The organism is Pseudomonas sp. R2-37-08W, assembly GCF_003851705.1.
Lineage (GTDB): Bacteria > Pseudomonadota > Gammaproteobacteria > Pseudomonadales > Pseudomonadaceae > Aquipseudomonas.
Window position 1 is genome coordinate 2,685,262 of record NZ_CP027728.1, and the last position, 20,488, is coordinate 2,705,749.

Annotated in this window: 18 protein-coding genes and 1 pseudogene; 13 read left to right on the plus strand and 6 right to left on the minus strand. The window is 60.4% G+C overall.

Annotated features, from left to right (window positions below):
* Positions 1 to 4: 4 nt before the first annotated feature.
* From C4J93_RS12400 to C4J93_RS12420, 5 genes are all read right to left on the minus strand, one after another.
* Positions 5 to 1,027 carry an ABC transporter permease gene (locus C4J93_RS12400; RefSeq protein WP_164484536.1) on the minus strand — a complete coding sequence of 341 codons (1,023 nt, stop codon included), beginning with the start codon at positions 1,025 to 1,027 and terminating at the stop codon, positions 5 to 7.
* Entirely contained in the window at positions 1,027 to 2,085 is a 1,059-nt protein-coding gene (locus tag C4J93_RS12405) for a microcin C ABC transporter permease YejB (RefSeq protein WP_124429466.1), read from the minus strand. The genes C4J93_RS12400 and C4J93_RS12405 overlap by 1 nt, the downstream gene beginning before the upstream one ends.
* Positions 2,085 to 3,944: an extracellular solute-binding protein gene (locus tag C4J93_RS12410; protein WP_124429467.1), complete on the minus strand. Its 1,860-nt coding sequence runs from the start codon at positions 3,942 to 3,944 to the stop codon at positions 2,085 to 2,087. Before C4J93_RS12410 ends, C4J93_RS12405 begins: the two co-directional genes overlap by 1 nt.
* Positions 3,945 to 4,073: 129 nt before the next feature.
* On the minus strand, positions 4,074 to 4,355 hold the full coding sequence (locus C4J93_RS12415; RefSeq protein WP_057722107.1) for a peptidylprolyl isomerase: 282 nt from the start codon (positions 4,353 to 4,355) through the stop codon (positions 4,074 to 4,076).
* A 115-nt stretch (positions 4,356 to 4,470) separates the two neighbouring features.
* On the minus strand, positions 4,471 to 4,965 hold the full coding sequence (locus tag C4J93_RS12420) for a DUF1543 domain-containing protein (RefSeq protein WP_124429468.1): 495 nt from the start codon (positions 4,963 to 4,965) through the stop codon (positions 4,471 to 4,473).
* Between the two features lie 106 nt (positions 4,966 to 5,071).
* On the opposite strand from C4J93_RS12420, the pseudogene C4J93_RS12425 reads away from it, so the two are divergent.
* Positions 5,072 to 5,892, plus strand: a pseudogene (locus C4J93_RS12425) (aldo/keto reductase).
* A 49-nt stretch (positions 5,893 to 5,941) separates the two neighbouring features.
* Here C4J93_RS12425 and C4J93_RS12430 read toward each other — a convergent pair.
* Positions 5,942 to 6,457, minus strand: coding sequence for an Hcp family type VI secretion system effector (locus tag C4J93_RS12430; RefSeq protein ID WP_124362628.1), 516 nt, complete (start codon positions 6,455 to 6,457; stop codon positions 5,942 to 5,944).
* 468 nt (positions 6,458 to 6,925) lie between these two features.
* Between C4J93_RS12430 and tssA the strand changes: the two genes are divergently transcribed.
* The 12 genes from tssA (at position 6,926) to tssK (ending at position 20,486) form a co-directional block, all read left to right on the plus strand.
* Positions 6,926 to 8,479, plus strand: a complete 1,554-nt coding sequence (gene tssA, locus C4J93_RS12435; RefSeq protein ID WP_124429469.1) for a type VI secretion system protein TssA — start codon at positions 6,926 to 6,928, stop codon at positions 8,477 to 8,479.
* Between the two features lie 23 nt (positions 8,480 to 8,502).
* Positions 8,503 to 9,012 (plus strand): type VI secretion system contractile sheath small subunit, encoded by a 510-nt coding sequence (gene tssB / locus C4J93_RS12440; protein WP_124429470.1) that lies wholly within the window; start codon positions 8,503 to 8,505, stop codon positions 9,010 to 9,012.
* A gap of 15 nt (positions 9,013 to 9,027) precedes the next feature.
* The gene (gene tssC / locus C4J93_RS12445; RefSeq protein ID WP_124429471.1) at positions 9,028 to 10,509 is read left to right on the plus strand and encodes a type VI secretion system contractile sheath large subunit; all 1,482 of its coding nucleotides are present in this window, start codon (positions 9,028 to 9,030) and stop codon (positions 10,507 to 10,509) included.
* 14 nt (positions 10,510 to 10,523) lie between these two features.
* Entirely contained in the window at positions 10,524 to 10,925 is a 402-nt protein-coding gene (gene tssE / locus C4J93_RS12450) for a type VI secretion system baseplate subunit TssE (protein ID WP_124429472.1), read from the plus strand.
* A complete protein-coding gene (tssF, locus tag C4J93_RS12455; RefSeq protein ID WP_124429473.1) occupies positions 10,915 to 12,702 on the plus strand; it encodes a type VI secretion system baseplate subunit TssF in 1,788 nt (595 codons plus the stop codon). The genes tssE and tssF overlap by 11 nt, the downstream gene beginning before the upstream one ends.
* Complete coding sequence (gene tssG / locus C4J93_RS12460; protein WP_124429474.1) at positions 12,666 to 13,673, plus strand: type VI secretion system baseplate subunit TssG; 1,008 nt, start codon at positions 12,666 to 12,668, stop codon at positions 13,671 to 13,673. The genes tssF and tssG overlap by 37 nt, the downstream gene beginning before the upstream one ends.
* A gap of 12 nt (positions 13,674 to 13,685) precedes the next feature.
* Positions 13,686 to 16,121 carry an AAA family ATPase gene (locus C4J93_RS12465; protein ID WP_124429475.1) on the plus strand — a complete coding sequence of 812 codons (2,436 nt, stop codon included), beginning with the start codon at positions 13,686 to 13,688 and terminating at the stop codon, positions 16,119 to 16,121.
* Complete coding sequence (locus C4J93_RS12470; protein WP_124429476.1) at positions 16,118 to 17,644, plus strand: sigma-54-dependent Fis family transcriptional regulator; 1,527 nt, start codon at positions 16,118 to 16,120, stop codon at positions 17,642 to 17,644. Before C4J93_RS12465 ends, C4J93_RS12470 begins: the two co-directional genes overlap by 4 nt.
* Before the next feature lie 82 nt (positions 17,645 to 17,726).
* The gene (locus tag C4J93_RS12475; RefSeq protein ID WP_124362636.1) at positions 17,727 to 17,858 is read left to right on the plus strand and encodes a type VI secretion protein; all 132 of its coding nucleotides are present in this window, start codon (positions 17,727 to 17,729) and stop codon (positions 17,856 to 17,858) included.
* Between the two features lie 18 nt (positions 17,859 to 17,876).
* Positions 17,877 to 18,665, plus strand: a complete 789-nt coding sequence (gene tagH, locus C4J93_RS12480; RefSeq protein WP_124429477.1) for a type VI secretion system-associated FHA domain protein TagH — start codon at positions 17,877 to 17,879, stop codon at positions 18,663 to 18,665.
* A 5-nt stretch (positions 18,666 to 18,670) separates the two neighbouring features.
* Positions 18,671 to 19,156, plus strand: coding sequence for a type VI secretion system lipoprotein TssJ (gene tssJ, locus C4J93_RS12485; RefSeq protein ID WP_124370543.1), 486 nt, complete (start codon positions 18,671 to 18,673; stop codon positions 19,154 to 19,156).
* Position 19,157: 1 nt separating this feature from the next.
* Positions 19,158 to 20,486, plus strand: coding sequence for a type VI secretion system baseplate subunit TssK (gene tssK, locus C4J93_RS12490; RefSeq protein WP_124429478.1), 1,329 nt, complete (start codon positions 19,158 to 19,160; stop codon positions 20,484 to 20,486).
* Positions 20,487 to 20,488 lie beyond the last annotated feature (2 nt).

Below are 20,488 nucleotides of genomic sequence, written 5' to 3' on the forward strand. Positions count from 1 at the left end.
TCACTCATGAGCGAGGGTCGAAGGCATCACGCAACGCCTCGCCGATAAACACCAGCAGCGACAGGATCAGCGCCAGGGTGAAAAACGCCGTCAGGCCCAGCCATGGGGCTTGCAGGTTTTGCTTGCCCTGGGCGATCAACTCGCCCAGCGACGCGCTGCCGGCCGGCATGCCGAAGCCGAGGAAATCCAGGGCGCTCAAGGTCGAAATCGCCCCGGTCAGGATGAACGGCAAATAGCTCAAGGTCGCAGTCATGGCATTGGGCAGGATATGCCGGCCAATGATCTTGCCGTCGCCCAGGCCCAGGGCGCGCGCGGCCTTGACGTACTCCAGGTTGCGCCCGCGCAGGAACTCGGCGCGCACCACATCCACCAGCGCCAGCCAGGAAAACAGCGCCATGATGCCCAGCAACCACCAGAAATTCGGCTCGACAAAGCCCGACAGGATAATCAGCAGGTACAGCACCGGCAGGCCCGACCACACCTCGAGGATGCGTTGCCCCAGCAAGTCCACCCAGCCGCCGTAGTAACCCTGCAACGCCCCGGCGGCGATGCCGATGGCGGCGCTGATCGCGGTCAGCGCCAGGGCAAACAGGATCGACACCCGTGCGCCGAAGATCACCCGCGCCAGCACATCCCGCGATTGGTCATCGGTGCCCAGCCAGTTCACCGTCGACGGCGGGCTGGGGGCAGGGCGGGCCAGCTCGTAGTTGGGCGTATCGTCGCTGAACGGGATCGGCGGGAACCACATCCAGCCGCCGTCCTGCTTGATCAGCTTCTGCACGTAGTCACTGCGGTAGTCGGCCTGGAACGGCAACTGCCCGCCGAACTGCTGTTCGGTGTAGCGCTTGAATACCGGGAAATACAGCTCGTGCTTGAAACTGAGCACCAGCGGCTTGTCGTTGGCGATCAACTCGCCACCGAGGGTCAGGATAAACAACCCGATAAATAGCCACAGCGACCACCAGCCGCGACGGTTTTTCTTGAAACGCTCGAAACGCCGACGAGCCACGGGCGATAGATTGAGCATCAGGCGTTCCTCGCGGCGAAGTCGATACGCGGGTCCACCAGGGTGTAACAGAGGTCGCCGATGAGTTTTATCAAGAGGCCGAACAGGGTGAAGATAAACAACGAACCAAACACCACCGGGTAGTCCCGTGAGACGGCCGCTTCATAGCTCATGCGGCCCAGGCCGTCGAGGGAGAAGATCACTTCGATCAGCAGGGAACCGGCGAAGAATACGCTGATGAACGCCTGGGGAATCCCGGAAATCACCAGCAACATCGCGTTGCGAAACACATGGCCGTACAGCACGCGGCGTTCGCTCAAGCCCTTGGCGCGTGCGGTGACCACGTACTGCCGGGTGATTTCGTTGAGGAACGAGTTTTTGGTGAGGATGGTCAAGGTGGCGAACCCGCCGATCACCAGCGCCGTGACCGGCAATACCAGGTGCCAGAAGTAGTCGGCAATCTTGCCCACGGTGCTCAGTGTTTCGAAGTTCTCCGACACCAGCCCGCGCACCGGGAACCAGTTCAGCGACGTGCCGCCGGCAAACACCACGATCAGAAACATCGCGAACAGGAACGCCGGCATCGCATAGCCGATCACGATGGCGGTGCTGCTCCACACATCGAAGCTGCTGCCATGGCGCACCGCCTTGCGGATGCCCAAGGGGATCGACACCAGGTAAGTGATCAAGGTGGCCCACAGGCCGAGGGAAATCGTGACCGGCATCTTTTCCAGGATCAGGTCGATCACCGTCGAGCCGCGAAAGAAGCTGTTGCCGAAGTCCAGTTGGGCGTAGCTCTTGAGCATCAGCCACAGGCGTTCCGGTGCAGGCTTGTCGAAGCCGTATTGCTTTTCGATGTCCTTGATCAGCTTCGGGTCCAGGCCACGGCTGGCCCGCGAGCCGCTGATGCCTTCGCCTGCGCCGGCGCCCACACCGCCGCCGCCGATGCCTTGCAGATGGGCGATGGCTTGTTCCACCGGCCCTCCGGGCGCGGCCTGCACGATCACGAAATTCACCAGCAGGATGATCACCAGGGTCGGGATGATCAGCAGCAGGCGCCGCACGATATAGGCAAACATCAGCGCGCATCCCCGCGTTTTTTCAGCTCGGCTTGCATCTGCTCATTGGTCAGCGGCGTCGGGCTGACTTCCCACCAGGTTTCCAGGGCTTCATCGTTTTTCGCCTCGATGGCCGGGCGGCCGAAGCGGTTCCACCACGCGGCGGACGTGCCGGGCGGGTAGTAGTTGGGAATCCACAGGTAGTTCCACTGCAGCACCCGGTCCAGGGCGTGGGCGTAAGTGAGCATCTGCGCCTGGGTGTCGGCCTTGACCAGGCCCTTGATCAGGCGGTCGACGGCCGGGTCCTGGAGCGCCATGTAATTGTTGGCGCCCGGGTCGAACGCAGCGGCGGAACCGAAGAAATTGTACAGCTCCATGCCCGGCGAGGTGGTAACCGGAAAACCGGTGACGATCATGTCGTAGTCCCGCGCCATCAAGCGGTTGACGTACTGGGAGGAGTCGATGCGGCGGATATTCAAGGTGATGCCGATCTGCGCCAGGTTGCGTTTGTACGGCAGCAGCAGACGTTCCAGGCCCGCCTGGGCGTTGAGGAAGGTGAACTCTAACGGCTCGCCCTCGGCGTTGACCAGTTTGTCGCCTTCAGGCTTCCAGCCCGCTTCTTCCAGCAGGGCCAGGGCCTGCAACTGTTTGTCACGGATCATGCCGCTGCCATCGGTAACGGGCGCCTTGAACACCTGGGTGAACACCTCATCGGGAATCTGCCCGCGCAACGGTTCCAGGATCGCCAGTTCCTCTTGGGTTGGTAACTGGGTGGCGGCGAGCGGGCTGTTGGAGAAATAGCTCTGCTGGCGGATATACAGGTTGCGCATCATCTGCCGGTTCGCCCATTCGAAATCCCATAGCATGGCGAGGGCCTGGCGCACGCGGCGGTCCTTGAACATCGGGTTTTGCACATTGAAGACATAGCCCTGGGCCGGTTGCGGCATCCCCTTGGCCAGATGCGCGCGTTGCAGGCGGCCATCGTCAAGGGCCGGGCCGTTATAACCGATGGAGTAGCCGGTGGCGGAAAACTCCCGATTGAAGTCGTAGGCACCGCCGCGCAGCACCTGGCGCGCCACTTCGATGTCGCCGAAATACTCAAGGCTCAAGTGATCGAAGTTGTACAGGCCACGGCTGACCGGCAAGTCCTTGCCCCACCAATCGGGGTCGCGGGTAAAGGTGATGGTGTTGCCGGAATCGATCTTGCTGACCTTGTACGGGCCACTGCCCAGTGGCGCTTCATAGCCGCCGCCGTTGGCGAAGTCGCGGCTCTTCCACCAATGTTCGGGAAACACCGGCAGGGTGGCGAGATCCAGGGGCAGGGTGCGGTTTTCATTGCTGGAGAAGTCGAAACGCACCTGGCGCTCGTTTTCGACTTCGACATGCTTGACGTCGGCGAACAGCGTGCGAAAACGCAGGCTGCCTTGGGTCATCAACAAGTCGAAGCTGTAGCGCACGTCTTCGGCGGTGATCGGTTTGCCATCGGCAAATCGCGCCTTGGGGTTGAGGTAGAACCGCAGCGACAGGCCGTCGTCGGCGCGTTCCATCTTTTGCGCGACCAGGCCGTAGACCGTGTAGGGCTCGTCCAGGGAGCGCTGGGCCAGAGGCGCATAAACCCAGCCGTCGATCTGGGAAACACCGATGCCTTTGTCGACATACGGCAATACATGGTCAAAGCGCCCGATTTCCAGGGCGGAGCGGCGCAGGCTGCCGCCTTTGGGGGCATTGGGGTTGGCATAGTCGAAATGGCTGAAGCCGTCGGGGTACTTGGCCGGCTCGCCATACACCGTGAGGGACGCTTGTGGCGCCGCAATCACGGCGTTGCTGGTCAGGAACACGACCAGGGTGATGCTGAACAGTCTGGGAAAAGCCAATCGCATTATCAGCCTTGAGCGCGGGTGAACAAGAATAGAGAGCTGTACGTTAACGGCTTAAACGTCGTCAGTCACCACATGCACAACGGCCCGCCAAATGGCGGGCCGTTGTCTACAACATCAGCACAGACTGAATCAGTCCTGGCGGCTGGTGACTTCCAGCAGGTGATAACCGAACTGGGTTTTCACCGGGCCTTGTACGGTATTGACTGGGGCGCTGAACACCACGCTGTCGAATTCCTTGACCATCTGGCCGGGACCGAACGAACCCAGGTCGCCGCCTTGACGGCTGGACGGGCAGCTGGAGTTGGCTTTGGCGACTTCAGCGAAATCAGCGCCGCCTTCGATCTGGGTCTTGAGTTCGTTGCACTTGTCTTCAGTGGAAACGAGGATGTGGCGGGCGGTGGCTTTGGCCATGGGAAATAACTCCTTAAGTAAAAAAACGGTGAGCCTACCGGATTCAGGCGGTTATTTCCTGGCAAAGTTCCGTCTACTTGCCCGAGCGGACCAGAAGCGGCCTGGCCCACGGGGTTCAGGCCAAAACGATGTAGTCGTTTTGTTGGATGATGGGGGCGTGCGGGCCTTGTACAAGGTGCACATAACGGCCGTCCACCAGGTCGATGGGCAGGCAATCGTCGATATCCATTACCGCGTCGGTGTGAGCCTGGGACCAGTGGCGCAACAGGTGCTGCTTGCCCTTGCTCATCGCTTCGCGTTTGTCGCGCGCCACCAGCAACAGGTAGTGATGCGCCTCGCCGAAGCGGTTGGCCTCATAGCCGCCGAGGTTGATGAAATACAAGCGAGGCGCATCGCCATGCGGCGCCAATTGGCTGAACTCGACCTTCCAACCGTCGACACCATCGACCGCCATCCACGAATCGATGTGCACGCCCTTGGGACTGCCAAACCAGGCGTCGCGCAATTGCGGGTAGGTGGCCTGTAGCGTATCCGCCACGGCAAACGCCACATCGTGTACTTCGATCCGGGCCCTGGGGTGCTTGCCCCCGAGCATCACAACAAACAGCATTGCGGGTGATTCCTGGCGATTGATCAGAGGCCAACCATACTGCGATTGAACCCTTTTGTCCGGTCAATGCCACACTGTTAATCCGCGAACTCATCAGGAGGTTGTCATGCGTACTATCGATCTGGCCGGTGTTCCCGTCCCTGTCATCGGCCAGGGAACCTGGCGCATGGGCGAAGACCCAAACCAGCGCCGCGCCGAAGTAGCCGCCTTGCAGCTGGGTATCGACGAAGGCCTGACCCTGATCGATACCGCTGAAATGTACGGCGAAGGCGGTGCGGAGGAGGTGGTCGGCGAGGCCATCAAGGGCGGCCGCGACCGGGTATTTCTGGTGAGCAAGGTCTATCCGCACAACGCCAGCAGCCAAGGCGTGCCCCGCGCCTGCGAAGCCAGTCTTCAGCGCCTGGGCACCGACTACATCGATCTGTACCTTCTGCATTGGCGCGGCCAGTACCCCCTTGCAGAAACTGTCGAAGCGTTCGAGCGTCTGCGCGAAGCTGGCAAAATCGGCCGTTGGGGTGTTTCCAACTTTGATGTGGCAGACCTGCAGGAACTGGCGTCCCCCGCGTGTGCGACCAACCAGGTGCTCTACAACATTGAAGAACGTGGTATTGAGTTCGACCTGCTGCCATGGTGGCAACAGCACCATCTGCCCTTGATGGCTTACTGCCCGATTGCCCAGGGCGGCGAGCTGTTGGCGAGCCCGACGCTCAAGCAGATTGCCCATCGTCATGAGGCCACCCCGCGCAAGTCTCTCTAGCCTGGGTCTTGCGTCAAGAAGGCGTGATCGCCATCCCCAAGGCAGTAACGCCCGACCACATACGGCAAAATGCCGCTGCTGCGAAGCTGGTGTTGGACGAGCATGACCTGGACGCGATCGACCGCGTATTTGGCGCACCCAAGCGCAAGCACCTGCTGGCGATGGTGTAGCGCGAGCAGGAACGGCACCTTTCCTGGGCCGTTCCCGCCACCGCCGCGGTTAGCCGGCTACTGGACTGCGCCAGTCGTCCGAGCCTGAAGTGCCGGCTACTTCATGGGTCCAGACGATCTTGCGATAGGTGAAATACACGTCCTCCAGATGGGTGAAGTGGGCGTTGTCCGGGTCCTGGCAATTGGGCATGCGCGACTGGATGTCCACGATCGTCGCGCCTTCCAGTTCAATGGTGAAGTAGTGCTCCTGGGTGCCTGCCGAAGAGGTGCGAAACCATTCCAACCGGCACGACACTTCTTCCCCCGAGGTCAGTGCGCTGAATAGCAGGGGCGAGGATTTGTCGAAGACCTTGCTGATCATCAGCGGTTTATGCACGCGCTGGCCGGTAGGCTGGCCCGATTGCGGGTCGCGGGGAATGATCACCTGATGGGCAAATGCCTGCACCAGAATCTGATCCTCGTGGCCTTCCTGATAAATGTTGCCTACCGAGTCCTGGGTAAATGTACCTGCGGTGATCAAACCTTGTTTGACACCGGTAACTGAGAGGTACGCGGGTGTTGGCATGACGGGTTTCCTTGTCTGATTGAGTAGGTGCTCCCGAACGGTCAAGTTGCCGGTCGGGTGAAATGCCTTTAACAAAAAGCGTGCCTGAAAGTGCGTGGGTCAATGAAATCAAGGTGTGAGAAGTTAAAGCGTTTCATATGGGGGTGATTTTGCGGATTTTTAGTATTTTAAGTTGCACATAAGTGCGCAGTTAATTGCTCATGGTGAGAAGTGAGTAATCAGGCGCAGTTGGCGGTGATCGCGGGTTATTTAACTTGATTAAGTGCGCAAATTACTGCGCAGGCCTTGATTTTAGAGGGTTCGTAGGAAATTCCTTAAGTGTGAGGCTGTGGCTTGCTGACTGTTTTTTTGATGGCTAAGGTTCGTTCACTTCGTTGTGTGTTGAACGAGGGTTAAGCGGAGCTCTGCTACGCATTTCCCAGTATCAAGTTTGCCTATTCAGCCTTAATAGTTGTGTGCAGCCCAAAAATGGTTCATTCAGAAAAGTTGTGCGCTTATTACCAGGAACTTGCACGGAAACCTTGTTCGCCAGGGGATTTTGCCGGCAATGACGTGCGCTTCTCGACTGAGTTTGAAACCGTGGAAGCCGAGGTTGCCAAGGCGCAATCCATACATGGCGCGAGCCTGCCGGACTGGCAGCAGGTCTGCGAATTCAGCGAGCGCCTGTTGCGTGAGCAATCCAAGGACCTGCGCCTCGCTGTGTGGCTCACCTGGGGACTGCATCAACGTGATTCATTCCCGGGGTTGCTGGCCGGCCTCGGTTTGCTGGTTTATCTCTGTGAGCATCACTGGGCGGTGGTTTATCCCACCAAGCTGCGCACCCGCGTTGCCGCATTGGGTTGGCTGGTGACGCGCCTGGCCCCGCTCTTCTCGCAGAACCTGTCGCTTGTCGATCGATTGCCCTTGTTCCAGGCGTTGCAGGCACACCTCGTGCGCCTTGATGAGCTATTGAACGAGCGCCTTGGCAGCGACGCCCCGCTGTTGTTGCCAATCCGGCGACAACTGGCGGAACGTCTGGCGCGTGCCACGCAAGACGGCGCGCAGTCAGCGGGCGCTGCGGGCGTGATCACCCAGGTCAAGCAGGCGCTCACGCAGTCGCTCAAGCCTGAGTTGCTGATCAACAATGAAAAAGATGCCCAAAAAGTGCTGCGCGCCTTACAGGAACAGGCCCGTACGTTGTGTGCCTGGTGGTTGCGCCAGAATGCCACCGACCTGCGGGCCTTGCGTTTGGGACGCACCTTGGCGTGGCTGAGCCTGGTCAATTATCCCGATGCCAACAGTGAGGGGGTGACGGCGTTGCGCCCGCTGGCTCCCGACAAGCTTAAACGTTACCAGGATCGTCTCAGCCAAGGCCATCACGCCGAGCTGTTGCTTGAGCTCGAGGTCAGCCTGGCGGGTGCATTGTTCTGGTTCGATGGGCTACGCATGCTCTGGGAATGCCTTGAAGCCTTGCACGCGAACCTGGCCATGACCGAGCTGGAAACGAGCTTCGCGCTGTTATTGCAACGTCTACCGAACCTGCCTGAATTGCGCTTCGACGACGGCACGCCGTTTGCGGGCCCGGCGACCTGTGAGTGGATCACACTTCATGTTGTTCGCCACCTGCACAAAGCCGAGCCTTTCAATGCCGTTGCCGATGGCGGCAGCGAACCTTGGGAAGCCGCCTTGCAGACGGTCATGCCCAGCTTGCGCAAGGACGGGCTCAAGGCTGCCGTCGGCGTGCTCAAGCAGGGTTTGCACAGCGCTGGCAGTGAACGCGCGCGCTTTCATTGGCGCCTGGCACTGGCCAGGTTGTGCATGCGCGCGGGCAAGCCTGACCTGGGCAGAATCCAACTGGAACAGCTGGACCTCGAATTACAGCGCGCGGGCCTGGACCGCTGGGAGCCGGAACTGGCCCTGCAAGTCGGCCGGCTCCTGTACCGCTGCTATGACCTGTTGCCGCAAAGCCACGCCGTGCGCGAAAGCAAAGACGCCACGCATCGCCGGTTGTGCCAGTTCGATCTGGAAGCAGTACTCGAATAAAAAACATCAAAAGGAGAAACACCATGGCCAAAGACGGTTCGGTAGCACCCAAGGAACGTATCAATATCACCTTCAAACCCGCACTGGGTGGTGCACAGGAGGACGTCGAGCTGCCGTTGAAACTGTTGGTGTTGGGGGATTTTTCCCAGCGCGACGACCCGCGCAAGCTTGAGGATCGCAAGCCTATCGGGATCGACAAGAACAGCTTCGACGAGGTGTTGGCCAAACAGGCCCTGAACTTGACATTGAGCGTGCCCAATCGCCTTCAGGATGACGCTGAGGTTGAAGAGTTGGCGGTCCAGGTGCGAATCAACTCGATGAAGGACTTCAACCCCGCCAGCCTGGTCGAGCAAATACCGCAGTTGCAAAAGCTGATGGTGCTGCGTGAGGCATTGGTGGCGCTCAAGGGCCCGCTGGGCAACACCCCGAGCTTCCGTAAAGCCATTGAGCAGGCGCTGGCCGATGACGACTCCCGTGCGCGGGTGCTGGCCGAACTGGGGCTGAGCAGCCCTGATGCCGAACCTATTCAGTAAAAGGACACTGATACCATGACGACTACCCAGTACAACACGCTGCCTCTGCCCAAAGCCGCCGACGAGTGCAGCATTCTCGACAATATCATTGCCCAGACGTTACTGAGCGCCGATGACGAGGCGTACAGCATCGCCAAGCGGGGTGTGTCGGCGTTTATCGAAGAATTGGTCAAGCCTCACAACCGCGAAGAACCGGTCAAGAAGCGTCTGGTCGACCGGATGATTGCCGAGATCGATGCCAAGCTCAGCCAGCAAGTTGATGAGATCCTGCACCACCCGGACTTCCAGGCACTGGAGGCAGCCTGGCGAGGGCTGCAACTGCTGGTCGAGCGCACCAATTTCCGCGAAAACATCAAGATAGAGCTGCTGAATGTCTCGCGGCAGGACCTGTTGGACGACTTCGAGGATTCCCCTGATGTTACCCAGTCGGGGCTTTACAAACATATCTACAGCGCTGAATACGGCCAGTTTGGCGGCCAGCCGGTGGGGGCGATCATCGCCAATTACTTCCTGTCCCCCAGCGCGCCTGATGTGAAACTCATGCAATACGTTTCCAGCGTTGCCGGTATGGCTCACGCGCCGTTCATCGCGGCCGCCGGGCCAGGTTTCTTTGGTCTGGAAAGTTTTACCGGCCTACCTGACCTCAAGGACCTCAGGGATCATTTCGAAGGCCCGCAGTTTGCCAAGTGGCAAAGTTTTCGCCAGAGCGAAGATGCCCGCTACATCGGCCTTACCGTGCCGCGTTTTTTATTGCGCACGCCGTACGACCCCCTTGAGTGTCCGGTCAAAACCTTTGCCTACCAGGAAAATGTGGTCAACAGCCACGAGCATTACCTGTGGGGCAATACGGCCTACGCTTTCGCCACTCGCCTGACCGACAGTTTCGCGCGCTTTCGCTGGTGCCCGAACATCATCGGCCCCCAGAGTGGCGGGGCAGTCGAGGACTTGCCGCTGCATCATTTCCAGAGCATGGGTGAGATTGAAACCAAGATTCCTACCGAGGTACTGGTTTCAGACCGACGCGAATACGAGTTGGCGCAAGAAGGGTTCATCGCCCTGACCATGCGCAAGGGCAGTGACAACGCTGCCTTCTTTTCCGCCAGTTCCGTGCAGAAACCCAAGACGTTCGGCATCAGCGAAGAGGGCAAGGCAGCGGAGCTGAACTACCGGCTTGGTACCCAGTTACCTTACATGATGGTGGTCAATCGCCTGGCCCACTACCTCAAGGTCCTGCAGCGCGAACAACTGGGCTCGTGGAAGGAGCGCACCGACCTGGAGTTGGAACTCAACAAGTGGATTCGCCAATACGTGGCGGATCAGGAAAACCCCAGTGCCGAGGTACGCGGGCGCCGTCCGCTGCGCGCAGCGCGCATCGTCGTCAGCGATGTCGAGGGTGAGCCGGGTTGGTACCGCGTCAGTTTGAGCGTACGTCCGCATTTCAAATACATGGGGGCGGACTTCACCTTGTCCCTCGTCGGCAAGCTCGACAAAGAATGAGCCGAGGCCAGGGGATGCGCCACCACAACAGCCTTTTCGAGCGCCTTGAGTCCGAGGTGTGTGCCAGCGAATGCCGTATGACGTCCGTCGCCGCGCATTTGACGAAAATGCTCAGCACCCGCGCAGGCAGCGTGCAGACGCTGCCGGATTACGGCTTGCCTGATCTCAATGATATGCGGCTCAGCCTGCATGAATCCCTGACCCAGTCACGCCTGCTGATCGAGCGTTTCATCCAGGCTTACGAACCACGGCTGGTGAATGTTCGCGTCAGGGTGCTCCCGCGCGTCCATGAAACGTTGGCACTGGCCTTTGCCATCGATGCCGGGCTGCTCATCGACGGTGGCACACAATCTGTCGTGTTCCATGCGCGCCTGGCGGATGCCGGGCAGGTAGAGGTCTGCGCAGATGGCCTTTAACCGCTATTTTCAAAGCGAACTCAGTGCCCTGCGACAACTCGGGCGGCGCTTTTCCGAGCGCAACCCGGCCCTGGCACCGTTTCTCGCCGAGACCGGTCAAGACCCGGATGTGGAGCGTTTACTCGAGGGTTTTGCATTCCTGACCGCGCGCCTGCGCCAGAAGCTCGATGACGAGCTGCCTGAGTTGACGCATTCCCTGATGCAGCTGTTATGGCCCAATTACATGCGCCCAATGCCTGCTTTCAGCATCCTGCAATTTGACCCGTTGAACTGCGCCGGCCCCAGCGTTCGCGTGGCACGGGACACCGCAGTGGAAAGCGTGCCCATCCAGGGCGAACGTTGCCGTTTCAGAACCTGCTATGCCACCGACGTAATGCCGCTGCAACTTCGTCGCCTGGATTACGCCTGCCAGGGCGAAGCAACCTGGTTGGACCTGCGCCTGACCCTGAGTACAGAGGGGAATTTCAGTGCGCTGACATTCGAATCGTTACGACTGCACCTGGCCGGAGACCACTATGTGAGCCAAGGCCTGTACCTCAGCTTGTTGCGACATCTGGATGGCATCCATCTGCAGCTATTGGACCAAAACGGTTTGCCGGTCAACGGGATCGATGGTCAACCTGCGACGCTACGGCTCAGCGCCAACCAGGTTCAGCCGGTGGGTTTTGCAGAGGAACACGCATTAATTCCTTACCCGCAAAACACCTTCCGTGGTTATCGCCACTTGCAGGAATATTTCACGTTTCCCGAGAAATACCTGTTTGTCGATGTTCAAGGGTTGGGTGCGCTGCATCGATTCCCCCAAGAGGTGCTTAAGCAGGCACATGGCATGGTGTTGCGCTTCGAGCTGCGCCCCCAGGGGCATGCGCTCCAGCGCCCCACCCTGGACAACGTCAAGCTGTACTGCACGCCTATCGTCAACCTGTTCAGTCACGACGCGATACCCATTCGGCTGGATGGAAAACAGGATGAATACCTGCTGTTGCCGGGGGAATATTCTCCGGAAAACGCCGGGGTGTTTTCCGTTGACCGTGTTACCGGATGGCGTCCTGGCGGCTTGGGCTATCAAACCTACGTGCCCTTTGAGTCGTTCGAGCATGACCATGATGGCGAAACTTCGCGGGCGCTACCCAGCTTCAGCATCCGTCAACGGCCGTCGGTCCAGCATGACGGGCTGGCTACCTGGATAGGCTTTGGCGATCGCTGCGAGCAGGGCCCGGAAACACTGTCGATCGAGCTGACTTGTACCAATGCCGGTCTGCCGCGACAGCTAAAGGCAGGTGAGATCAACCAGCCCGGCGAGCACACCCCTGAGTCATTGACGTTCCGTAACATCACTGCGCCAACCGCAAGTTTTGCGCCGCCACTGGACCAGGACTATCTCTGGAAGCTCATCAGCAACATGTCGCTCAACTATGTGTCGCTGACCGATATCAACGCCTTGAAAGTGATTCTCGCGACCTACGACCTGCCGCGCTATCACGATCGGCAGGCGCTGAAAATCAGCCAGAAAAAGTTGGGCGCGCTGCGCTCTATCCAGCACGAACCGGTTGACCGGTTGCACCGTGGCCTGCCGATTCGCGGGTTGCGGGTGGACCTGACAGTGGATCTCCTGGGGTTTGCAGGCCAGGGCGATCTGTTTGTGTTCGCTTCGGTCCTCAATCAGTTCTTTGCGCTTTACGCCAGCCTCAATTCGTATCACGAGTTGCGAGTGATCAGCACACAAGGAGACGTGTATCTATGGCCGTTCCGGATGGGGCAGCAACCCCTGCTTTGACTCAGCTTTGCCGTGCCATCCGCGAATACACGCTATTCCAGGCGGTGGTGCAGGTGGTCGCACGTTTACGTGAAGCTCATCCCCTGCTGGATGAGGATGCGCTGTATGACCAGCTGGAATTCCAGGCCAATCCAGGCCTGGGGTTTGCAGGACACGATATTGACCGTGTGGAGTTTTTCCTGGACCACGGGCGCTTGCGGGCGCGTCTGCGCATCAACGTGCTGGGGTTGTTTGGCGCGGGCTCACCGTTGCCCGCGTTTTATGCCGAGCAGGCGCTTGCGGAGCGCGCAGGTGGTAACCCCACGCGGGACTTCCTCGATATGTTCCACCACCGACTGCACCGTCTGATGTTACCGATCTGGCGCAAATACCGTTACCGGGCCTGCTTTCAACAGGGCGCCAGTGATGGGTTTTCCCAGCAAATGTTTGCGTTGATTGGCCTCGGCAGTCACGCGATACGGGACGCCTCGCTTCTTGATTGCAAGCGCTTGCTGCCTTACCTCGGGCTTCTGAGCCTGCGCGCGCACTCGGCTGCATTGATGGAGACCGTCCTGCGGTATTACTTCAAGCATGCCCAGGTGTTCATCGAGCAATGGGTCGAACGCACGGTGGACGTCGCGCATTCGCAGCGCAATGACTTGGGCCACGCCAACTGCACGCTTGGCCACGACCTGGTATTGGGGCGTCGCATCGCTGATCGCAGCGGCAAGTTCAGGGTGCACATCAAGGCGTTGGGTTGGCAGCGTTTTCACGACTTTCTGCCCACGGGAACGGCCTATGCCCCCGCATGCTCGCTGGTGCGTCTAACCGCGCGAGACGCGTTGCAATTTGACCTGCGCCTGGTACTGGCACCCGGCGAAATCAGGGCGTTGCATATCGGCGAAAACAATGTGTGCCGCCTGGGTTGGACCAGTTGGCTGGAACATGAGCGAGCGGACGGTGCGATCACGCTCGCCGGCCATTTTCATTAAGGATTGATGAGCATGATTAATGTGGACCTGCAACAACTGATCCGTACATTGACGGCCCAGACCCGCCGAGACCTGACGCGCGCGGCCGAGCGCTGTATGGCGCGTGGTGGCCATGAAGTGCTGGTGGAGGATCTGCTTCTGGCCTTGCTCGAGCATCCCGCCGGGTTGATGGCCAAGGCGCTGGCAGATGCCGACGTTTCCCTGGGCGAACTGCAAGCAGCCTTGCAGCCCAGGAGCGAGCAGAGCGCTACACGCAACCCGGTGTTCGCCCAGGCTTTGGTGCTGTGGTTACAACAAGCCGTGATGGTTGCACACGTAGAGTTGGGTCAACGTTCTGTCGATCACGGTGCGCTGTTGCTGGCACTTTTACAGCACCCGCTGGAGCATGCGGGCAGCCGGTATCACGCTGTGCTCAGCCGCCTGGATGTCGGCAGGGTGCGTGATTTTCTGCTGGGCCAGCCCAGCGAGCATCAGCCGATTGCCACGGAGTCGCTGTTGCAGCGCTTTACCCAGGACCTCACCCAGCATGCCCGTGAGGGCCGGATAGACCCGGTGCTGTGCCGCGAGCGCGAAATACGGCAATTGATCGACATCCTGGTGCGGCGGCGCAAGAACAACCCGATTCTCGTGGGGGAGGCCGGGGTGGGGAAAACGGCGATCGTCGAAGGGCTTGCGTTGCAGATCGCGGCTTTGCAGGTGCCCGAGGCCCTTAAAAGCGTTCGCGTGCTGACCCTCGATATGGGCTTGCTGCAAGCGGGTGCTGGCCTCAAAGGCGAGTTCGAGCGACGTCTCAAAGGTGTGATCGATGAAGTGAACGCATCGCCTGAACCGGTCATCCTGTTTATCGACGAAGCCCATACTTTGGTGGGCGCTGGCGCCCAGCCGGGAGGCCTGGACGCGGCCAACCTGCTCAAGCCGGCCCTGGCGCGCGGCGCGCTGCGTACGATCGCCGCTACCACCTGGTCGGAATACAAGCAGTACATCGAAAAGGACCCGGCATTGGCGCGGCGGTTCCAGCCGGTACTGGTCGAGGAGCCGAGTGTCGAGCAGGCAGTGTCGATTCTGCGGGGACTGGTGCCTGTCTATGAAGCGAGCCATGGCGTGTATGTCCGTGATGATGCGGTGGTAGCAGCGGCCCACATGAGCGCACGCTATCTGGTGGGCCGACAGTTGCCGGACAAGGCGGTGGACGTGCTGGACACCGCCTGTGCCAGCGTCCGCACGCGTCAGGCAATGCCGCCTGAGGCACTGCAGGCGCTACGCGCCGAACTGATCGAGGGCCAGCGGCAGGCGCGGGCGCTGAGTCGAGACTTTGATAGCGGATTGCCTGTGGATGCGCAGGCCCTTCAGGCGCTGAAGTTGCGCCTGGAAACCCTTGAGCACGAGCGCCAGGTACTGGAACAACAGTGGCTTGAGCACGATGGGCCGTTGGTGAAACCTGAGGTCTGCCCGCACGGCGTGGCGCATGTCATCGGCGCGTGGACCGGTATTCCCGTCGAGCAGTTGGCCCTTGAACCGAACACAAAAGTGCTTGGGTTTGCTGCGGCCATGCGCTCGCGCGTGCTTGGGCAGGACCACGCGGTGCAGGCCCTTGATCGTGCCTTGCGCGCCGTTGCCGCGGGGCTCAACAAGGTCGATGCCCCTGTCGGGGTGTTTCTGCTGGTGGGGCCAAGCGGTGTAGGCAAGACAGAAACAGCCCTGGCCCTGGCGGATCTTCTGTACGGCGGTGAACGGTTTGTCACCACCATCAATATGTCGGAGTACCAAGAGAAGCACGCGCTTTCCCGATTGATCGGTGCGCCACCGGGTTATGTCGGTTATGGCGAGGGCGGGGTTTTGACCGAAGCGGTACGCCAACGTCCCTATTCAGTCGTGCTGCTCGACGAGGTGGAGAAGGCCGACCCGGAGGTATTGAACCTGTTTTACCAGGTCTTTGACAAAGGGCGCGCGAATGATGGCGAAGGGCGGGAAATCGACTTTCGCAACACCGTGCTGCTGATGACGTCCAACCTCGCCAGCGACGCTATCAACGCGCTTTGCGCAGGCGGTCAACGACCTGAACCCCAGGTGCTGCAAGACGCCATTTACCCGGTGCTGCGTGCCCACTTCAAGCCCGCATTGCTCGCCCGTATGCGCGTCATACCGTATTACCCGATTGACGAGCAGGTGCTGCACGACGTGGCAGAGCTCAAGCTTGCGGGCCTTGGCCAACGGCTGCACTCGCGCAAACTGGCATTCACCTACACGCCAGAATTGGTCGCGCACATGACCGAGCGTTGCGCGGACGGTGACAGCGGTGCGCGGTACATCGACCAGTGGATCGAGCGCCATTTGTTGCCGCAGATGGTGGACGGTCTGCTCGGCGCCATGGCCATGGAGACCCCGGTTTCCGTGGTGCATGCGCGATTGGATGGCAACGGCCTGCCGCTCTGCGAGTTCAGCCAATGACCGACCTTGATCAATTGCCTGACCCGCTTGCCCACGCCAGCGCCTTGATCGGCTGCTTCACACGTATAGGCCTGGACAGTGACGGCGCTTCATTGCCCGGCGCGTGCGTCTCAGCGGTGGCGCAACTGAGTCACTGTGAGCTCACCCAGTTGTACCGGCTTGACGAAGCGACCGGCCGGCTTGAGCTGGCCGCCCAACACCTGAGCGCGACGCCCTCGGTGGCGGTGGCGACTTCAAGTATCGATCCGCGACATGTGCCTTTACTGCGCGACACACTGGATCAAGGCGCCGCGGTCAGTGTGGATGATGTGCAAAACAGCCCTTACGACCTGGGTTTCTTGCCGGTGCTCGCATCACCTTGGCGCGCCTTGTTGAGTGTGCCGCTGTTCAACCGCCTCAATACGCTCACGGGCGTGCTGCTATGCGCGGCCCAACGCCCGGCAGCGTTGCAAGGTTACGCGTCCTCGCTGGGCCAGTTCGCCAGCTTCGCCTTGCACCAACTGGCCCTGCTGCGCAGCCTGCGGTGGGTGCCGGCTGTTGCATCGCAAGGGCTCGCAGTATCGCTGACCGGCACGTATGGCCTGATCGGCAACAGCACAGCGATGGCGCAAACCTGCCAATTGATCAGCAAGGTGCTGCATACCCCTTACACCGTCCTGCTGCGGGGCGAAACCGGTACCGGCAAAGAAGTGGTGGCTCGGGCCATCCACCTGGCAGGGCCGCGTGCAGCCAAGGCTTTCGTGGTGCAGAACTGCGCTGCGTTCCCGGAAGGCTTGTTGGAGAGCGAGCTATTCGGCTACCGCAAAGGCGCATTTACCGGTGCCGAGCGCAACTATGCAGGGCTGTTCGACGCCGCCCATGGCGGCACGTTGCTGCTGGATGAAATCGGCGATATGCCGCTGACCCTGCAAGCCAAGTTGTTGCGGGTATTGCAGGAAGGTGAGGTTCGCCCATTGGGCGCCAGTGCTGCGCACAAGGTTGATGTGCGCATCATCGCGGCGACCCACCGTGACCTCTCAACCATGGTCGCCGAAGGCAGTTTTCGCGAGGATCTTTATTACCGGCTTGCCCAGTTCCCCATCCAGTTACCGGCCTTGCGTGAGCGAGACGGGGATGTGCTGCAGTTGGCACGGCATTTCGCCGACAAGGCGTGCGCAAGCCTGGGAAGGACACCTGTGGAATGGTCGAATATCGCCCTTGATCAACTGTCGAGTCATGCCTTTCCTGGCAACGTGCGTGAACTCAAGTGCCTGGTGGAGCGAGCCGTTCTGCTGTGTGACGACAACGTGATCCTCCCGGCGCACCTGTCGCTTCCCCAGGCGTCGGCCGCGACCGCCGTTGATGATGTCACGCTGCGCCAGCGTCTGGAGCGGGTAGAGCGCGTGTTCCTGCTCGATTGCCTGCACAAGAATCGTGGTAACCGGACCCGTACGGCGCGCGAGCTCGGCGTCGCGCGGCGCACGCTGCTTTACCGGCTTGCACGCTTGAATATCCCTTGCGGCGAAGCCAGCGGGGAGCGTTGAACGGTGCATCCGAGGATTGCCGAGATTATTGCCGCCCTCATCGATATGAAGTCGGCGGGCCCTTTCACCGAGGAGAAACCTGATGCCTGATCGTCCGTGGCACGTCGTCGTGCTTGTGTTGTGTCTGCTTGGCGGTTGTAACGCCAATTACGTATTCGATGATGCCCAATACCGTCCTTTGGGTGAGCCCCAGGCGGTGACCCGTGGCCGATAAGAAAGAGGGAGCTTGACCATGCGGCTTGTGTTTGAGGTAAGTGAGGCCGCAGGCGCAGACCCTGTGTCCACGGTGCGCAAAGTGTTTGACGGCGTGGGCGGTGTGATTGGGCGTGGCTCTGGCTGTGACTGGGTCATCCATGATTCCAGTCGGCTGCTCTCCAGTCACCACGGTTTGGTGGGTTACCGCGAAGGTCGCTACTTTCTGACGGATATCAGCAGCAACGGTATCGGCATGGCAGGCAGTTGCGAACGGTTGCACAAAGGGCAGGCGCGATTGATCGAAGATGGCGACGTGTTCGAACTGGGTGCGCTGTCGATACGTGCGCGGTTGATGGAGCCGACTCCACTTTTGCGTGAGCAGCCCATCACCACGGGAGTGCCGATTCCCGACGATGCCTTCCTGGCGCTGGACCCGTTGCGGGCACTGGACCTTGAGCATCAGCGACATAGCACGTCGGATGAACTGGCAGCTTTGAATGCGGGCGTTGGCGAGCCCGGGGCGTGGGCGGACCGGCATGCCGCCGACCGCGAGCATGTGGCAATGCCGTACCGAGTTGAGCCCGACAAGGAGCTTCCCGTAGCGGACTCTGTCGCGACGGCACCGCCGCCGGATGACGTCTTCTGGACGGAGTTTGCTGCGGCGCTGGGACTTGACCTGGGCCGGCTTGACGACGTTGCCCGAAAGGCGCTGGCGATCAAGGTGGCGCGCCTGTGTCGGCTGGAGGTTGAACGGCTGCAATACAGCCGGGCCTTTGAAGAACAGGTGCGCCTGATCTCAACCCTGCACAGCGATTATCCAGGATGATGTCCATGTATCGAGTCACCCTCACGCCCCTGTTGCTCACGCTCGGCCTGTTGGCTGGCTGCAGCGCCGTATCGCCTTTTTCGACATTGACCAAACTGGACCTGGTATTGACCGCCAGTGAGCAGGTCAACCCGGACCTTCATGGCCGACCCTCGCCGGTCGTGCTGCAACTGATTGAACTGCGCCATGGCGTAGCTTTCGAGAATGCCGACTTCTTCAGCCTGTACGACCACGCCGAGCAGGTATTGCCAAAGGATTGGGTGAGCAGCGAGGAAATAGAGCTGCGCCCAGGGGACCGACTGGCGCTCAAGCTGAGTGTCGGGCCAAAAAGTCATTTTGTGGGCGTGCTGGCGGCGTACCGAGACTTGCCGCACGTTCAATGGCGGCTGCTCGTTCCGCTCACCGCGCAGCAATTGAACCGTGCCGAGCTGGTACTGGACCACGACGGAATCCGGCTTGCCGACCCGCGCTCCGGCAAGGAGGTGCAGTGATATGCACGCGCATAAAGTCATTTGGCAGGAAGGCATGCTGTTGCGGCCGCAGCACTTGCAGCACAACGACCGCCATTACCAGCAACAGCTCAACCAGACGCGTTTGCTGGGGCCTGACGCCTGGGGCTTCCTCACGCTGGAACTCGATGTGCAGTACCTCAACATGGGCAAACTGGTGGTCACTCAAGCCAGCGGTGTATTGCCGGACGGTAGCCTGTTCGACCATGGCACCGCGATGGAGCCCCTGGTATTACAAGTACCCGCCAACCCGGGGGAACAGGCTGTTTACCTGGCGCTGCTGCTGGCAACCGGCAATCAGATTGAAGCCCGCCAACCGGAGCAGGGTGATGTCCTGGCGCGCTACCTCGCTTGTGAGGTGGAGGTAGGTGATTCGAACGCCGGTGCCGACGCTCGCTGTCGAATTCACTGCGCGCGACCTGATTTGCGTCTCCTGCTGGGTGAGCAGCACAAAGAACAGGGCTTCGTCAGACTCAAGGTTGCCCAGGTGCTGGAGTCTACCGACGCGGGGGGCGTGCGCCTGGATGCGGAGTTCGTCCCGACGTTCATTTTTATGCAGGATCGCGGGTATGTATCGTCTTGTCTCAAGGAGGTGATCGGCCTGCTGGCGTCGCGGGGGGATGCCATCGCGGCGCGGATCCGGGGCGAGAGCAGCGCCGCCGGCACGCAGGTCGGCGATTTCCTCATGCTGCAAGTGATCAATCGTACCGAGTTGGAGCTGCGCCACTGCCTGAGCCAGGCCCAGGTTCGCCCTGAAGCGGTATTCCGCGCACTGGTGGCGCTGCTCGGTGAGTTGTCGACGTTCGCCAGCGATAGCAGGCGCCCGACGCTGGATGTGCATTACCGGCACGCCGACCAGGGGGCAAGTTTCCGGGGCCTGATGGAGGCTGTGCGTGCCGTGTTGTCGGTCGTGCTGGAACAACACTCCATCGAGTTGCCGTTGCAACAACGTCAGTACGGCGTATTGGTTTGCCCGGTCAGCGACCTGAAATTGCTGGGTACTGCGACGTTCATCCTGGCGGCTACGGCGCAGTGTGATTCGGAGGCCTTGCGCCAACGCCTGCCGGCGCATTTGAAAGTCGGCGCGGTTGAGCGCATACGCGAATTGGTCAATCTGCACCTGGCGGGTATCAAGGTCAAACCACTGCCCGTAGCGCCGCGCCAGATCCCGTTCCACGCCGCCAAGACCTATTTCATGCTGGATATGAATGCCCGCGATATCGCCCAGCTGGAGCAGTCGGGTGGCTTCGCGTTCCATGTCGGGGGCGAGTTCGCCGGGCTTGAGCTGACCTTCTGGGCCATCAGGAATTGAAT

What these genes read in the sequence shown, in the direction of transcription:
- C4J93_RS12400 (WP_164484536.1), bottom strand. Translation starts at nt 1,027, where the DNA reads ATGCTCAATCTATCGCCCGTGGCTCGTCGGCGTTTCGAGCGTTTCAAG.
- C4J93_RS12405 (WP_124429466.1), bottom strand. Translation starts at nt 2,085, where the DNA reads ATGTTTGCCTATATCGTGCGGCGCCTGCTGCTGATCATCCCGACCCTG.
- C4J93_RS12410 (WP_124429467.1), bottom strand. Translation starts at nt 3,944, where the DNA reads ATGCGATTGGCTTTTCCCAGACTGTTCAGCATCACCCTGGTCGTGTTC.
- C4J93_RS12415 (WP_057722107.1), bottom strand. Translation starts at nt 4,355, where the DNA reads ATGGCCAAAGCCACCGCCCGCCACATCCTCGTTTCCACTGAAGACAAG.
- C4J93_RS12420 (WP_124429468.1), bottom strand. Translation starts at nt 4,965, where the DNA reads ATGCTGTTTGTTGTGATGCTCGGGGGCAAGCACCCCAGGGCCCGGATC.
- C4J93_RS12430 (WP_124362628.1), bottom strand. Translation starts at nt 6,457, where the DNA reads ATGCCAACACCCGCGTACCTCTCAGTTACCGGTGTCAAACAAGGTTTG.
- tssA (WP_124429469.1), top strand. Translation starts at nt 6,926, where the DNA reads ATGGTTCATTCAGAAAAGTTGTGCGCTTATTACCAGGAACTTGCACGG.
- tssB (WP_124429470.1), top strand. Translation starts at nt 8,503, where the DNA reads ATGGCCAAAGACGGTTCGGTAGCACCCAAGGAACGTATCAATATCACC.
- tssC (WP_124429471.1), top strand. Translation starts at nt 9,028, where the DNA reads ATGACGACTACCCAGTACAACACGCTGCCTCTGCCCAAAGCCGCCGAC.
- tssE (WP_124429472.1), top strand. Translation starts at nt 10,524, where the DNA reads ATGCGCCACCACAACAGCCTTTTCGAGCGCCTTGAGTCCGAGGTGTGT.
- tssF (WP_124429473.1), top strand. Translation starts at nt 10,915, where the DNA reads ATGGCCTTTAACCGCTATTTTCAAAGCGAACTCAGTGCCCTGCGACAA.
- tssG (WP_124429474.1), top strand. Translation starts at nt 12,666, where the DNA reads ATGGCCGTTCCGGATGGGGCAGCAACCCCTGCTTTGACTCAGCTTTGC.
- C4J93_RS12465 (WP_124429475.1), top strand. Translation starts at nt 13,686, where the DNA reads ATGATTAATGTGGACCTGCAACAACTGATCCGTACATTGACGGCCCAG.
- C4J93_RS12470 (WP_124429476.1), top strand. Translation starts at nt 16,118, where the DNA reads ATGACCGACCTTGATCAATTGCCTGACCCGCTTGCCCACGCCAGCGCC.
- C4J93_RS12475 (WP_124362636.1), top strand. Translation starts at nt 17,727, where the DNA reads ATGCCTGATCGTCCGTGGCACGTCGTCGTGCTTGTGTTGTGTCTGCTT.
- tagH (WP_124429477.1), top strand. Translation starts at nt 17,877, where the DNA reads ATGCGGCTTGTGTTTGAGGTAAGTGAGGCCGCAGGCGCAGACCCTGTG.
- tssJ (WP_124370543.1), top strand. Translation starts at nt 18,671, where the DNA reads ATGTATCGAGTCACCCTCACGCCCCTGTTGCTCACGCTCGGCCTGTTG.
- tssK (WP_124429478.1), top strand. Translation starts at nt 19,158, where the DNA reads ATGCACGCGCATAAAGTCATTTGGCAGGAAGGCATGCTGTTGCGGCCG.